The organism is Delftia deserti, assembly GCF_042653485.1.
GTDB lineage: Bacteria > Pseudomonadota > Gammaproteobacteria > Burkholderiales > Burkholderiaceae_C > Comamonas > Comamonas acidovorans.
On the sequence record NZ_JBHSIH010000001.1, the window covers coordinates 320,710 to 336,254 of the forward strand.

The 15,545-nt window shown below is 65.0% G+C and carries 8 protein-coding genes; all 8 read right to left on the bottom strand.

What is annotated here, in order from left to right:
- Positions 1-62 precede the first annotated feature (62 nt).
- Positions 63-725 (bottom strand): hypothetical protein, encoded by a 663-nt coding sequence (locus ACFPFG_RS01525; RefSeq protein WP_380104614.1) that lies wholly within the window; start codon positions 723-725, stop codon positions 63-65.
- A gap of 679 nt (positions 726-1,404) precedes the next feature.
- A complete protein-coding gene (locus tag ACFPFG_RS01530) occupies positions 1,405-2,331 on the bottom strand; it encodes a BclA C-terminal domain-containing protein (protein WP_269466174.1) in 927 nt (308 codons plus the stop codon).
- A 27-nt stretch (positions 2,332-2,358) separates the two neighbouring features.
- The gene (locus ACFPFG_RS01535) at positions 2,359-3,048 is read right to left on the bottom strand and encodes an IPTL-CTERM sorting domain-containing protein (RefSeq protein ID WP_374621706.1); all 690 of its coding nucleotides are present in this window, start codon (positions 3,046-3,048) and stop codon (positions 2,359-2,361) included.
- A 116-nt stretch (positions 3,049-3,164) separates the two neighbouring features.
- Entirely contained in the window at positions 3,165-11,867 is an 8,703-nt protein-coding gene (locus ACFPFG_RS01540; protein WP_380104616.1) for an LPD38 domain-containing protein, read from the bottom strand.
- 60 nt (positions 11,868-11,927) lie between these two features.
- Entirely contained in the window at positions 11,928-13,505 is a 1,578-nt protein-coding gene (locus ACFPFG_RS01545) for a hypothetical protein (RefSeq protein WP_374621700.1), read from the bottom strand.
- Entirely contained in the window at positions 13,502-14,260 is a 759-nt protein-coding gene (locus tag ACFPFG_RS01550) for a phosphoadenosine phosphosulfate reductase domain-containing protein (RefSeq protein ID WP_374621697.1), read from the bottom strand. The genes ACFPFG_RS01545 and ACFPFG_RS01550 overlap by 4 nt, the downstream gene beginning before the upstream one ends.
- Positions 14,260-15,129, bottom strand: coding sequence for a hypothetical protein (locus ACFPFG_RS01555; protein WP_374621694.1), 870 nt, complete (start codon positions 15,127-15,129; stop codon positions 14,260-14,262). The genes ACFPFG_RS01550 and ACFPFG_RS01555 overlap by 1 nt, the downstream gene beginning before the upstream one ends.
- Positions 15,107-15,523, bottom strand: a complete 417-nt coding sequence (locus ACFPFG_RS01560) for a GNAT family N-acetyltransferase (protein ID WP_380104619.1) — start codon at positions 15,521-15,523, stop codon at positions 15,107-15,109. The genes ACFPFG_RS01555 and ACFPFG_RS01560 overlap by 23 nt, the downstream gene beginning before the upstream one ends.
- Positions 15,524-15,545 lie beyond the last annotated feature (22 nt).

Consider the following 15,545-nt stretch of genomic DNA (forward strand, 5'->3'; position numbering starts at 1 on the left):
CTGCCATATCCGCATACGCTGCGCGGCAGTCTTCAAATATGACTCCGAGGGCAGTGGCGTACTCAAGGACGGCGGCGGGGGGGGAGCGTTGACACGTCGGCAGGCCGCATCTGCGGATTGCTCGCGCAGGCTGTCAGAGGCAGCGCGCAGTTGGTCCAGAGGTCCAGATCACGGCGCAGAATGGATGCCCGGCCGTCGCGGCTGGCAAAGTGCTCCAGCAGCTTGGACTCTTCTTCCGGCAGTAGCCGGCGCGAGCGCCGGGCCGGCTTTGCGATCACATGCGTGCGCAGCAGCTCGGACTTGGCACGGTCCAGCACCTGCAGCGGCGCATCGACGCCGCGCGCAGCCGAAGCATGCAGGAAGACCTGGCGCAGCCACACCATGTCATTGAGCACGGTGGCGGGGCCGGCCTCGTCTTCCATGCGCCGCTTCTTGGTGTAGCCCATCAGATCCTGCACCGTGAGCCTGGTGGCCTGTAGGTCGGCCCGACCAGAGGCCTGCAGGCGCGCGATGTCGGCCTTTTTGCTACGGCCCCACTCAGTCACGTTTTCAGCCGCACTGACATAATCCCGCAGTGGCTCCCCCACTGAAATTTTCTTGTACACAGCCTGACCGGAAGCGCGCTCCTGGTCCATTTCGTACTCGCGCCTGCGCAGCCACTCGTTGGCCAGCACTTTCCGACGGTAGGTCTGGCTTTCGCGGTGGACGAACGTGCCGTTCTCCATCAGCCGGATCTTTGCGGTGCAAGCAAGCCGTGTACTCGCTTGCGTGAAGTGATGGTCCCATCTGTTTTGCTACCGGTGAAGGATGTAGCAAAGCCAGCGAGAAAATCAGCGAAAACGGGGTTGAATGGCGAAGAATCAGGCAGCGACGCCAGAGCAAAAAACCCAATCAGATCAATGACAAACGTAGAAAATCAAGCACCGGCCAGCATGTGGCGCATGTCCGTTGCGCCCATGATGGACTGGATTGATTTGTGAAGAAAAACATTATCTGACAACAACTTAGATACATACTCCCGAAACTCTGTAGCAACTATGCAGCATCGCTCGCCCACTTGCGCTTCTAATGTGCATAGATCCGGCTGTCTGCATGTGCCGGCCGATAAGGTGATGTTTTCGAAATCATTCCTTTTTAGCCCAATTTCGGCCTACTTTGGTCATGGTGGGTGGACTGATAAGCAGTCTTGCACTCAGCGCTGAGAAGCTTTTCTGTAAACCTCAGTGGCGATGTGTAGGCCCGAACCCCGGCCACATCGACTTCACCCCTCCATCTTCCCTCAGACACACGCAGACCATTTGAAGACCTCGAGACTCTCCTTTATCAAAAATACGATTCTTTAGGCTACAGTCACGTAACAAAAAAAGCGAGCCTGACGCTCGCTTTTATGATAATTTAAATATACTAATCGCTTAACTTTTCCACGATTAGAGCAGCGCCGCTACCTGACTGCAAAGTCACCGCCCCAAGCATTCCAAAGAATTGAACATTCAGTATATCGCCGGCACTCAAAGTGATAATTGATTCACCATCGAATCTTGAGACGCTGGTCGCTGTATTCTCTGTAAGCGCATCAACTGCTGCACCATTCAACAGAACCCTTGCCGAAACAAGCATATTGTTAGTAATTTTAATAGAATATTTAACTCTATACCTACCGCTCGAAGCAACCGTAAATATCGTATTTGAACCATTGACCACAAAACCAGAAAGATTCTGCGAGTTAGGTAATGGAATATCGGTCCCACCGAGAACCACAGCTATTACAGAACCGCTAGTGTTGTGAGCAGCCATCGAGGTGGCGGTAGTTCCTCCAGCCCCTGCTGGTCCAGTGGGGCCTGTGGGACCAGGCAAGCCAATATCACCCTGCGCCCCCGTCGGACCTTGAAGGCCCGTGGCACCAATGGGGCCTTGAGCGCCTGTCTGGCCCGCTGGGCCTTGAATGCCAATCGGACCTGTGGGGCCCGCCGGTCCTGCCTGGCCGGTGGCTCCGGTCGCGCCCGCCGGTCCTGTGGCACCAGTCGCTCCGGTTGCTCCTGTTGGACCCGGGTTCCCCACAATCGCCCCTGCTGCGCACTTGCCCAGCCGCCCCGTCGCGTCGTCATAGCAGGCCACGCTGCCAGCCTCCGTTGTATTAGACAGGTTGGGCAGATAAACATCGCCTGTTTCCATCACCCGGAGCCGCTCTGCATTGCCTGCATTGTTCTTGATGACGAATCCACCATTGGCCGGTGGTGTGATGGTGATGTCGGCGCCGCCAGGAGCCGCCACTGCAGCGCCGCTCAAGACGATGGCCGCGGCGAAAGAGACAGAGCGCAGCGTGAATTTCATGGTTTTCATGGTCTGAATGTGTAGTGGCTAACGTTGTGCAGTGCGGCGCTGACGCCAAAGCGCCAGTCCCATGAGCACAGAGAGAAGGACCAACCCATACTCGCTCAGTGTGGGAATGGCCGCAGCCGATGGGCCGGGACCTGCACCGATCTGCACAGTGGGCGGAACCGTCGCATTGGTGCGTACCACCGTCGCACCGGGACCCAGGTTGATGACCGCAGTGCCGCTGGCAGCCTGCAGCACCACAGGCTGACCAGGCACTCCCTCGACGGTCAGCGTCCCGAGCACGGTGATATTTGCCCCGACAGGCAGCACAAAGGTGCGGCCCGTGCTGCTCCTGATGGTCAGGTTCTGCACGACCAGGGTGCCGCTGAGCTGGCTGGTGTTGCCCGGATCGCAGCCGTCGCGCAGCTCGATCGTGTTGTTGCCGGCATTCAGTGATCCGTTGATCTGCAGGTCACCACCCACCGACAGCGTTCCGCCACTGTTGGTGATGGCGGCGGTACTTGCGAACGTAGCCGAAGAATCGACGGTCAGCGCGCCTCCCAGGTCCAGGGTTCCTTGCATGTCCAGCGCAGAGCAGGACAGGTCCACGGCCCCGCCCGGCGGGACAACCAGAGAGCTGCCCGGTGGATAGGACCACTGGGCCGCTGCGTTGGAGGAGAGTAGGAAAGCAAAGCCGACCCCTGCCAGCCATCGCGAAAGAGAAAACGTCATCAAGCAAGCTCCGCTGGGCATCAGGACCGCAGGGCACGGTCACAGTTATGCGTTAAAAGTGTCAAGCATTGTCAACTGAAACAATATGCAAAACATTGAACTCTTTAATCAAGAAGTCATTCGCGTTTGCCTTCCCACGATTGAGAGACTTTCGCTGACCCTAGCGTTCGGTGTACTTCGTGATTCAGCAGACGCATGGACAGCTCAATCTCCTGATTGATAGCCCTGACCTGATCGCGCTTGTCCGCAGCCTCGCTCGCCTGTACGCTGCGGCGGAACTTGCGGAGATCCGAAATCTTCTTGTCCCGTGCCTTGGCTGCGTCATGGGCCCTGGCCAGAGGAACGTCAGCCAGCACTGCATCTGCATCCTCGCCGCGCTGAACGCGGGCCTTGAACTCGTTCTCGCTGACATTGATTCGCTTGAGGTTCTCGTAATAGGCGTTGCTCTGGCCGTTGGCGCCGCGCGTGTTCCCATAGAGCCGGCCTGCCAGAACAACCTGGTGCGGCGCCAGTTCCTCGCCAGTGAAGGCGGACGTGGCCATGGCCACGGCCTTGTTCAACTCGCGGCCCACGCCGCCAGTGATCTGTTCCACCAAGTACTCGATGGCCTCTGGCGTCGGGCTGGCAGCGCCGGGCCGCCATTCGTTGCCGCCCGTCACGGCATTGGCAAAGGTGGCCATCCAGCGGTAAGGCTCCGCAGTCGAATCCTTCACCCGGCTCACGCCCGGCGTCGGGTCGTTTGAATTCCGGTCCTCTCGGTAGATCTCCCGTCCTGTCCAGTCCTTGTTGCGAGCCAGGGCCAGCGCGGGATCAAACCAGGTGGGCGACGCCATCTGCCCCAGATCAGCAGACCCGCCCAGCGGGTTGTAGGCATCGAGGGCCAGCACGGCCATGTCCAGGACGTGCCCCAGTCGGCTCTTGGTCGGGTCGTCATGCACAGCCATCTCCACAATGGTGCGGCCGATGTTGGGGAACACATGGAACCCCAGCGGCAGCGGGATTGCTACATAGTCCTGCCTGCCCAGCGGGATGATGATCGCCCGCTCCTTCACAAACTCGGGGATCTTCTTCCATTCGTCGTCGGCACCATCGCCGCCGCCCATCATCAAATACCCCGCCATGGCCGACGCCATGCCCAGGGCCACGCCACCCATCATGATCTTGCGCCCGGCAGGCCCCGCCAGCGTCTCCAGCATGCGCTTGTTGCCCTGGATCGCCGCATTCAGGAACGCAAAATGCGCCCCCACCACGGAGGTGTTGCGGCCCTTGCGGTTGAAGTTCACCGTGATGTTCTTGGCGATGCTGGCAGCTTCTTGGCGGCTGATGCCCTGGTCCAGCGCGGCCTTGTAGACACCGAGGCGCGTGGTCGCCTCCAGCGTTTCGTTGAAGTCGGACAGCCAGCCCAGCAGGGCCCGGCCGCCGGCGGCAGCTGACGTGCTCTGGCCAGCTTGGTCCAGCGCCTTTTGCAGTGCCTTGGCGCGGTCTTTGGGATCGGCATACAGGTCGCGGTAGCCTGTCGTGCCGCCATCGAGCTGCAGTTGCTCCCACAGCTGCGCCCATTGGCCAGTGGGTGCGCCCTCTTCCTTGCGCTCGCGGCGCAGTTCCTTGTAGATGGCGCGCGTGTTCCGGCGGATGTTGCGAAACACCTCGGCCTGCTTGCCGGCCAGTGGCGTAGTGGACAACTGCAGCATGGCGCCCTGTAGATCGCGCGCCAGGTTCATGACACCGAACACAGGGTTGTACTGGGTATTCACAGATGCGAACCAGCGCGTGATCCAGGCTGCAATCCGAGTGAAGCGGTCCAGTTCCATGGCGTCCAGGTTCTTCATGGCCACGGCCAACCGCACGGCCTTCTCGTTGCGCTCGTTGAAGACGATGTACCGATCCTTGCCGCCAATGCGCACCGTCACCACGTTGTCGCGCGCCTTGGCGCCCTGATCCACCATGGTCTTGACCAGGCCCGTATCCGGGTCCAGCGCCTTCTTCTTGGGCAGTTCCAGACTCCAAAGCTCTTTGTCAGGGTTCTGCGCTGCCAGCAGGTACATGCGCTTGACCACGTTGTTCTTTTCGCCGCGCGTCAGCGCCGCCTCGCGCTGCATGACGATGTGGCTCAGGATGTTGGTCACGCGCTCGTTCGAGCCCGTGCGCCTCTTCGATGCATCTCCCTTGGTGCTGAAACCCTGGCCGATGGGATGGGCCTTGCTGTCCGGGTGGGCTTCGTCGCGGTGCAGAGGCACATAGTGCTGGTAGGTCTTGCGCCAGGCCGACAGCGTGTCCTGGTCCATGAGCCCGTAGCTCTCCAGAGTCTTCAGGGTGCCCTCGTTCATCCTGTCCACGCGCGCGGCTAACTCGTCCAGTACCCGGCGCTGCTCCGGGCTGTAGCCGGCCATCACCGCCGCCGCCTCGGCGTCGCTCATGCCTGACAGGGACAGGCGTTCCTCCTCGGTGCCATCGAAGGCCTCGGCGCTGTTCCAGCGGTCTTGGTCGATGAGGGCCTGTCCCAGCGCCTTCTGCACCGGGCCGGTGGCCATGCCCCGAGCCTGGGCGCGCTGTAGCTGGCGGCGTAGATCTTCCACCGCCTTGCCAGCGGCATCGCGCTGCGCCTGCAGCTGCTGGGCGCCGGGGTTGCGCTCGGCCATGACGCGGTTGGCTTCGGGAGCGTGGCGGGCGTGCAGGAAGCGCTCCAGTTCCTCGATGGCCACGCCCGTGGCATTCAGGCGCCGCAGCAGTGGCTGCACTTCGTCACGCAGGAAGTTGGCCGTGCGCTTGGCCACGCGCTTGTGGTACAGCTCCTCGCCCCGGTAGGCGTCGTTCGTCTCGCTGACGGTGCCGTTCAGGGCCTTGATGTGTTCCTGGATGCGCTTGAGATCGATGAATTTGTCCTGCCAGGAATACAGGAAATCATCAACGGAGCGGTAGCCGGTGAGGTCCGCCACCTTGTCCTGCAGACGGCCCAGCCTGCCCTTGGAGGGTTCCGGCGTGGCCGCGCCGGCAGTGGGGCCGCGGCTGTAGAAAACGCGCAGCTTGGGGCTGGGGTCGCCTAGAACTTGTGCGTGCCGCTCAGCAAACCTTCCCAGTACAGCGCCTCGTCCCCGTCGATTGCCTTCACCCGCGCTGCCCTCTCCGCGTAGAAGGGCACGCCAGACAGCCGCTCGCGCAACTGTTCGCCAGCCAGCTTCCGCTTCTGCCGGTCCGCTTCCAGCCACTGCACGTCTTGCTCGGATGGATTGTCCAACCAAGCCAGCCAGTTGCTGTCTTGATAGTTGCTTCCCGGAATTGGAAAGTCGGAACGATCCACTGTCTGCGTCATATTCAATCTGGTTGGAGGTTGGGAACGCATTATCCGTGGCAGCCACGCTCGCCGCAATCATGCGCTCCACATTGCCGACGTCATCCCCATAGATCCAGCGCAGGCCCGGCACTCCGTGACCACCGCGCACCTGGTCAGGGTGTGGCGCCAGGTGGCGCGTGGTGCCGAACTTCAAGGCGCTGGACAGCATCTGCTCCAGCCGGCGACGCAGCGCGGTCTTGCTCAGCCCGTGAGGATCGCCGATGAAGATGCTGTCCGTGTTGTGCGCGAAGGTGGCGGCGATGCTGTACGCCATGGCACCCGAGTCCCCTCGGGACAACTTGGACACGTCCAGCCACACGTCTGTGGTCGGAGGCACATCCTCCGGGTTCTCGCCAGGCCTGCCGGCCACGGCCTCCATTCCCTCCGCCGTGTAGAGCATGTCGTAGACCTGCTCGCCGTATGGGTTGGGCTGGCGTACCGACAGCGTGGCCTTCTTGCCATCAGGCATCTTCAACGTGTATTCCTGCCGGCCGGCAATGCTCACCGGCTTGCTCACCTCGATGTCCGGAGCGTGCTCCTTGGCGATGGCCTTCAGATCCGTTTGCTTCGACTTTGGCAAGGTGAACAAGTCGTCCAGCTGGGACAGCTCCTGCAGCGCCCGCCGGCCAGCGCCGCTGTCCAGGCTGTACTTGGGCCGTGCCGACACCACCGATGCAGCGGCCACCGCACCACGCTCCACCCAGCGGCGCGCAGGCAGGATGAAGTCGCGGATGATCTCCGCGTCCGTCATGGCCAGGTCGCGCAGCGCGGGCACATGGGTGCGCAGCCAGGCGCGGATGGCGGCGACGGCGCGGCGGACAAAGCCCAGCTGCGGCTGTGTCTCGGCCATCTCGGCCAGCACCTCCTCGGCCGCGTAGCGCCGGCCCACCAGGTCGTCCAGCTCGCCATACTCCTGCAGCTTGGCGCGCACCTCGCGGGGGCGGGCCACGATGATCTGATCCAGCACCGCATCCAGCTTCTCGCCGAAGGCGCCGCGCAGGCCGTGGTGGCCCAGCGCCTCGTGGTACAGCACGCGAGCCACTTCCTCGGGCGTGGCCAGCTGGCTCGCCACCAGGTAGACCTCGCCATCGAAATAGAAGCCCTTGGGAACGCCCTCTGCCCCCTCTGCCGCCTGCAGTCGCTCCGTGTCGCGCGCCTCCTGTGGCACGCGCGGGTCCTGCAGGTCGAACACCACGTTGATGCGCGGGGCGTTGGCCCAGGCCTGGCGTACCGCGTCCACGACCTTCTGCACGCGCGCCATCGGCGCCTGGGGCGCACGGCGCGCGCCCGCCGGCTCCGCGCCACCAGCGATGCGCAGCAGTTGCTGCGCCAAGTCTGCCGTCATGGTGGGCGCCACGGAACTCTCCGCGCGCTTGAACGGCACGCCCGCCGGCTGCTCGGCCCCTTCCTCAAAACGGGACAGCTCGCTGCGTGTGACGGACAGATCATCCTCGGGATACCAATAGATGTTCACCTTGTGGGCCTGGTTGCCAGTCTTTCCGCCGCCCACATGCGCAAACCCGCGATAGCCCATGTCCTCCAAGTTGTAGCGAATGCCGTCGAACCGCTCCTGCAGCTCGTCCGCACTCACGCCTTCGTAGCGAGACTCGGCGCGCGCTTCATCGAACAGTTGGGCCAGCGTGGTGATGCGCTCGCCCGTCTCCGTGTTCTCATCGCGGGCCAGGTCGTCCAAAACGCGCTTGGCCATGGACTGCACTTCTGGCTCCATCGGAGCATCCATGTCATACAGGCGGACAGGGGAGTGCTCGGCAATCTCATACAGCGTGGGCTCGCCGCCCTGCCCTTTGCGGGTGTAGCCGGCGGCGATGTCGGCGGCGTCTGTGGTGTAGAAGCCCTGGCCGTAAATGTTGAGGACGTTGCCGCGGTAGACGCCATCATTCGTGGGGCCGCCTGCGGGCAGCGGACGGCTGGTGCCATGCAGGCGCACGCCCGTACCGCGCGTGTCACGCAGCTTGGGCCGCTGGCTCACTGCAGGTGCTGCAGGTGCTGCAGCAGTGTCTGGCCGCACTGGCCCAGCCGCGGCCGGTTTGTCAAAAACTCCCTGCTGGCCGCTCAGCGCATCCTTCGCGTCCTGGCCCAGCTGGAAGTGCTCGGCACTGGCAGCCTGGCGCTCGGCCACTTCCTTGCGCTCGCGTTCGGCCCGCGCCTGGGCTTCGGCCTGGGCGTCGTCGCGCGCACGGCGCTGCTCGTCCTCCTGCTGCTGGGCCTGCTGGGCCTGGATCTCGTCGGGGGTGTAGCTGGAAAGCTCCAGCTCGGGCGCTACGGCGCCGCTGGCGGCGTCGGCTTCTTGCCCTGGGCGGCCTGCGCGATCTCCAGCAGCTGCTCGCCCTGCTCCGTCTGGCTCTTGTCGCCGTGTTTCTGGCCCTGCTGCATCAGCACGCTCCCCAGCAGCATCGCTGCCAGGGGGTTCTCGGCTGCCTTGCGGGGTTGGGGCTGGGGCTTGCTGGGAGTCGGTGCTTGTGTCATTGGTCTGTTGTGGCTGTGGGACGGGTTGGCCGCTCAGGGCAGCAAGAATTGCGGCAGGTCCAACCTGCTCGCCGAACATATCACCGCTGGCCGATGTCGCCAATGCAGCGCCCATGTACGCGCGCAGGGACTCCACCAGGCGGTCGCGGCCCACGGGCCGGGTCAGGTAATGGCCGCTGTACAGCAGGCGCAGCATGCCCACCGTCAGGGCATCGGGCACGTCGCCCGTCAGCATGTCCACCTGCTGCACAGCGTCGTGCAGGGCCGCGCGCTCGCGCCGAGCCTTCTGCACCAGGCGGATGGCCTGCAGCAGGTTCTCGGTCACGTCCACCTCGGCATTGATGGCGCCGCGCTCGGCCGCCAGGCGCAGGTTTGCCCATTCGCCAGCCACGGCTTTGAGGGATTCGCCAATGGCGCGGATGTCGTTGTCGGTGGAGCCGAACAGCGATTCAACCAGGTCGCCATCGCCGTAGGCCTTGTGCACCAGCGCCGCATGCAGGCGGGTGACGCCGGCCGGCGAGAGCGCGCCGCTGGCATCCACCATGCCGGCCACGTCCTGGCCCTGCTCCCGCAGCTTGCCGATGAACGCCCGCGCGAAATCCCGGTTGGCGGCGCTGTCCAGGGCGCCGCTGTCGAACACTTCCAGCACGCCACTGTCCACCAGGGCCGCGTCCGTGGCAGCCTGCTCCGTGGCCGACAGCCCCAGGGCCTGGCTCTGGCTCTTGGCGCCCATGTTGGCCTGGTTGTCGCGCTCCGAGTAGAGGCGCACCAGCATGGGCGCGCGCATGCCCGCGATCACCTGCGGGTCGATGCCGTGCATGGCGCTGTCGGCCATTAGCTCCTGCCGGTAGCTGTCGGCCGTGCCGCGTTCGTAGGCCGCGCGCAGCCCCGCGGTCCGACCGTTGTTCAGCGCCTTCACCGTGCCCGGGTGTGCGGCGTCGAAGAGCGGATTCACGCCGCCGTCGGCGAAATTGGACGGCTGCACGTCGCCGGCCTCCATCACCGCGTACTGGAACGGCACGCGCTGGCCGTCGCTCATCACGGCTGTGTCGCCGCGGCCGATCGCGTGCGCAGCGTGCACCTGGTCGCCCACGGCGAACACCATGGGCGCGCCAGACTCTGGGCTGCGCGATACGCCCAGCCGGAGGTAGTCGGGGTTCTGGGCCATGCCCTGCATCTGCACCACACTGGCCGGCCGGCTGCGGTCGCGGTTCTGGATCTCCTGCACGGGCGTGCCGGCGGCGCCCGTGCCCTCGGGGTTGGTGCCGGCGCGGCGCGTCTTCACGGCGGCCCATTCGTGCTGCAGCTGGTCCCAGATGGGCGTGCCCCGGCGCAGGGTGGCCACCTTCTCGCCGCGCTCGTGCACGAACTGGGGCCAGGTCTTGGACCGCACTGCACCAGGATCAAACGTCGGGGCCTGTTCGTCCGCAGCAGCTTCGGCGGCCACGGCCTGGGGCTCATCGCCCAGAGCTTCCAGCTCGTCCTCGCGCGCAGCGTCCTGCTCCAGGCGCTGGGCCAGTGCTGCACGCTCCTCCTGCTGCACCGGGTTCAGGCCCGTGGTGCTGTCGATCACCTCCAGCTCGGCCAGGCGCGTGGCAGCCGTGGTGCTGTCCATGGATTCGGGCGCGCCATCGGGCTGCTGCACGCGCTGCTGCTCAGCGTGCTGCTCCGTCTGTGCCGGTGCCGGGGCAGGCGCAGCTGCAGCGCCGTCGCGCTGGCCAGCATCTGCGGTCGTGGCCACGTCCGTGACCGTGTTGCCTTCGGCATCCTTGTAGGTCACGTCGATGACCGTGTTGCGCCCGCCAGCATCCGCCTGGCCGCCCCTACGATTCTTCACGCCGGCCACCACGCCCCGGGCAGCACCTGGTGCAGATCCGCCCAGCGCGCCAAGCACGAAGTTGGCGGCCGAGTCCTCGCCGATTTCCTTGCCGCTGGCCACACTCTTGGTGCCCAGGTCCGAGGCTACGCCTTCCGCCAGCTCCTGCGTGCCCTCCTCCAGCGCCGAGATACCCGCGCCGGCCGCCGTCTTGCCCAGCACCGAGCGGCCGGCCACGCGGGCCAGCAGCGGGTCGAGGCCACCTGTCACCAGCTTGCCGGTGAAGCGGTCGCCGAACGTGGCCACCGCGCCCTGCAGCAGCGCCGAGGCGTCCTCGGCCTTGGCGCTGGTGATGCGCCGCGCCTCGTCGGGCGCTGCACCAGCATCGATCATGCGGCGGTACAGCGGGCTGGTGTCCAGCAGCTGCTCGTGCGACTGCTTGGCGATGAACTCCCGCGCGTTCTCCACGCCCTCGCCCGCTGCCATGGCACCGCCCACGGCGCCGGCCGCGCCCGGGCTGCGCGTGGCCAGCGCCATGGCCACCACGGGGAACATGCTGCCGAACACGTCTGCGCCCTGCATCAGGAAGCCGCGCACGGATGGGTCTTTGCCGAAGTCGATCTCGCCCTTGAGCAGATTGCCCGTGATCTGGGAGTTGGCCACCGCGTCCTGCGTGGCCTGGCTGGTTGTGTCGTTGATGGCCTTCTGCGCATCGCGGCCGGCGCGGGCCAGCGCCTCGGCGCCTGGCAGGCGCACGCCCACGGCCGCGCGCTCGGCCTGCAGCTCGCGGCGGTCGAGCTGCTGCTGCGTCATCGGACCGTTGATGGCCTCGTCTGTGTCAATGCCCGGGATGAATGCACCGCCGGGCATGACCGTGGCGGGGTCGCCGCCGGCGCCGCTGCGCACCGTGGCGCGAATGCCCGACTGCGCGGCCTCGGGCACGGCAGCCACGCCAGAGAGAGCGGCCCCGCCCGCGCGCTTGAACACGTCGGTGATGGCATCCGCCACATAGCCGCCTATGCCCTGCGGCTTGGACTTGGGCACATCGATAGAGATGCCGCCCAGCTCGAACAGGTCAACGTCGCCAGTTGGGGCCGGGGTTGCCGTCTTCGCCGTTGGATCGATACCGGCAATCTCGAACAGGTCAACGCCGCCATCGGCGGCGGTTTGGGGGGTCTGGGGCATGCATTACCTCGCGGATAGAACTCCGTCGAGGCTGTCAGGCTTGGTACGCCCCAGGCCAGGCTACTTGATGAGGCCCTGGGAGCGCAGCTTGTCGCGCACCTGGTCCTCGGTCATGCCGTACTTCTTGGCCGTCGTGGCGATGGCTTCCGGCGACATGGCGCCCTGCACGGCCGATGCCCGGCCGGCTTTCTCACCCCGCGTGCGCTTCACATCAGCGGCATTGAACTTCACCAGCCCCTCGTCCACATCCCGGATGCTCGGGTTGTCGGCCATGAACTCCTGGAAGCGCCGCTCCTTGTCTATGTCGCGCTTCACGGTGTCCTTGTCCCCCGCGAATCGGCCGGGGATGGTTTCCCCAAATGCCTTTTGCACCTTCACCGGGTCGTAGTCGTATTTGGCCTTGGCGTTGTCCGCGCCCGGTGTCTGCAGGATGCCGGCACGCACCGCCCGGATCTGGGTGTCCGAGATACTGGGGTTTGACTCGCGCGCCATGGCCTCGCGCACATCCCGCAGTTCGCGCTTGTCGTTCAGCCGCTGGCGGCGATCCTCCATGGCAATGCCGTGGGTTGCCGCAGCGCGGGCATCGGCCCCGGCGGCGCGGCGGTCGGCGTTGTCGGCGCGTCGTTCGCTACGGAGCTTCAAGTTGTTGGTGAATTGGTCCTGGCTGATCTGGTACGCGAATTTGTAGTCTGCGCTCTTGAGCAACCCAGTGCGAAGTTCATCAATGGAGCCCATGGTCATTGGCGGCAATTCACTGCCGTCCGGCCGCACGCGCTGCGCCACGACCTTCCCATCCTTGCCCAGCTCCACCCCGGTGAGCTTGTCCCCTGTGGGCAGAAATTTGTTGTAGTAATCCATAACGCCCGAGGCGTCGCCGGCATCCAAACGGGCAATGGTCTTGGTAATGGCTGCCTCGCGTTCCTTGCTTTCCGTCTGCAGCTTGATGTTGGCCATGGCGTAGTGCTCTTTCATGGCGCTCTCTGCTTCTTTGGCAAAGCCGGCGCCAGAGTAGCGCGCGATTTTTTGCTGCATGTTGGCCAGATAGTCATCGGCCGTGGCGGCACGCTCCTTTCCGTCCTCGCCCCGCAAGGAATCCTTGAATGACTGTCCAATTTCCTTGTCCAGCGCCTCGATGCCGTCCTCTCTGGCCCACTGCTTTTCCTCGCGGGCCTGGCGCTTTTCAGCATGCTGGCCCTGGCGGAACTGCTGACGCATCTGCAGGCCGCGCTCGGGGTCCGTGCGGCCGATCACGTCGGCCATGGCCAGCATGCGCGTGCTGTCCTGCTGCTCGCGGCTCAACGACCCCACCGAGCGCTCGCCCAGGAAGTCGGTCACGCCCTGCATGGCGATGGTCTTTGTGTCGCCGGCATCGTTGCGCGCGACATAGGCCTTCTGGGCATCGTCAAAGTCGATCTTGTAGCCCTTGGCGGCCAGGCCTTCCAGTTCCTTGCCCTGGTCGGCGGTATAGCCCGTGGACTCCACGGCTGTGGCACTGGCAATGCCTTTCAGCGCCTCTTTCTGCGCGGCCTGGTCCTGCACGTCGGCCATTTGCTGACCAGCGCGGTATGCGTCGAATATGCCCCGGGTGAATTGCTGCCCCTGTGCCAGGCCCGCAGCGAAGCCATTTCCCAAATTCATTGTTCGCACTCCTTCAATTCGCTGTCCAACTCCTGCACCCGGCGCGCCAGCTCGGCGCGGATGGTCTGCAGATTCGCTCGGTACTGCCCCACCTTGTCGGGGTGCAGCTGCTTGAGATAGGCGGCCTTGCCGTCGTCCCACCATGCGCTGCAGTGCAGGCACTCGGGCGCGCTGATGGCGCGGAAGGTGTCGTAGACGGCATTGCGCGGGGCGCCCACCTCCTGCAGAAACTGGAACACCTGGTCATGGCTCCAGTGCAGCAGCGGCAGCAAGACCTCGTAGGCATCGCCTGGGCCGCGGGCCGGCACCTGGCCGGTGTCGGCCAGCTTGGTGCCGCGAATCACCACCTCGATGCCATCGGCCAGCATGCGCTGGTGCATGGGCTGCATCAGGTTGGCCACGCAGCAGTCCATGCGGCCCACCAGCGGTGTGTCGCTCATGCCGTAGGCCCGGCCGATCCAGCTCGATTGCGCCGTGGTCACGTCGCTCGGGATGCCATGGGCAGCTTTCCAGGCGAGCACATCCGTCTGCACGGTGCGCAGATCCGGAATCCACGCGCGCACCTGCTCCACGACCGCGCGTGTTTCCGGGATGGTGTCGCCCGTGGACAGCCAGTAGACGGGCAGGCCCTGCTCCACCAGGGGGCGCAGCAGGTAGAGGCATGCCAGCGAGTCCTTGCCCCCGCTGAAATGCAACGCGGCGCGCCGGCCGGCAATCGCCTGGCCCACGCTGTCGGCAATGTCTGCGGCCCGCATCAGAAGAACATGGCCGCAGCAGACAGGCCCGCGCCCACGATGGCGCCCGCCCCCGCGCCGCTGGTGGCCTGGGACTGCTGGTAGGCGTTGGACTGCTGGCCCCACATGTTGGCCGCGCTGTTGCCAGCGTTGCTGGCCATGCCCGCCGCCTGGCCATAGCCAGAGTTCAGGCCAGCCAGGCCGGTATTGGCGATGTTCTGGCCCGAGGCGCCGTAGCCGGCCGTGGCCGCCGTCGTCTGCATGCCCATGGCGGGATAGCCGGCCAGCGCATTCGAGGCCCGGTCCGTCAGCGCCCGCCCTTCCGCACGCGCAGCGGTTCGGGCCGAGTTCTTGCCTGTCGCTGTGGCCAGCGCTTCACCGGCGGCCAGCGCATTGGACGCGGCACCATACTTTCCATCAGCGGGGTTGATGCCCATGCGGGCCATCTCAGCGCCCTGCGTGCGCTTGGCGCTTTCGTAGGCGTTGGAGACATCGGCAGCCGCCTGGCCGGCCAGTTCCTCGCGCTTGGCCTCCGTATCGAAGGTGCGCGCATCCTCGATCATGGTGTCCTGCAGGCCCGTGAGCTTGTCTCGGCGCCCCAGCGCATAGTCTCGGTCGGCCTGAGACTGCTCCCACGCGGTGCGCGAGGTGTCGAGCGCGAACTGCGTCTGCTCCTTCTGCAGCGGCGCCATGTCGTTCGCGTTGCCGATGATCTGCTGGATCATGTCGTCCTGGATGCCCAGGTTTTTCACCTGGGCCTCGACCAGACGCGGGTCGGGGGCGGGCGTGCTGCTGCCCTTGCCGCCTTCCATGGTCATCGATCCGCCGGGGCGCGGCGAGAACGCGCGCTCGGGCAAGAAATCGAACTCAGTCCTGTGCCAGTGCGACATATCGGCAGTCCTCTCTTTTCATCACATACAGAATCACGTCGCCGCCGTCCGGGGCCGCGCGGCTCAGCCGCGCCTCGGGCACCCATCCCAGGTGCTCATTCAGGCGCCGGGCCGACGTGTTGCTCTCATTCACATAGCCGCTGATCCGTGAGCAGCCGCAGACCAGGAAGGGATAGCCGAAGCCCGCGCGCAAAAAATCGCGGGTCATCCAGCGGCCGCCATCCTCGCCCGCCAGGTGCACCCACATGTTGTGGCCGTTGAAGCCCTCGTAGATGGCCCCGGCCACAAGGACGCCATGCCGCCTAAGACCGATGGCCCGCATCCCTTCGGAGGCCGCAAAACCTTCAATGCGCTCGCGCATGAACGGCAGCACCTCGTGCAGTTCATATTCCAAAGTGTGAGATCTCATGCCGTCC

Coding starts and splice junctions, on each gene's coding strand:
- ACFPFG_RS01525 (WP_380104614.1), bottom strand. CDS start 725: ATGGAGAACGGCACGTTCGTCCACCGCGAAAGCCAGACCTACCGTCGG.
- ACFPFG_RS01530 (WP_269466174.1), bottom strand. CDS start 2,331: ATGAAATTCACGCTGCGCTCTGTCTCTTTCGCCGCGGCCATCGTCTTG.
- ACFPFG_RS01535 (WP_374621706.1), bottom strand. CDS start 3,048: ATGACGTTTTCTCTTTCGCGATGGCTGGCAGGGGTCGGCTTTGCTTTC.
- ACFPFG_RS01540 (WP_380104616.1), bottom strand. CDS start 11,867: ATGCCCCAGACCCCCCAAACCGCCGCCGATGGCGGCGTTGACCTGTTC.
- ACFPFG_RS01545 (WP_374621700.1), bottom strand. CDS start 13,505: ATGAATTTGGGAAATGGCTTCGCTGCGGGCCTGGCACAGGGGCAGCAA.
- ACFPFG_RS01550 (WP_374621697.1), bottom strand. CDS start 14,260: ATGCGGGCCGCAGACATTGCCGACAGCGTGGGCCAGGCGATTGCCGGC.
- ACFPFG_RS01555 (WP_374621694.1), bottom strand. CDS start 15,129: ATGTCGCACTGGCACAGGACTGAGTTCGATTTCTTGCCCGAGCGCGCG.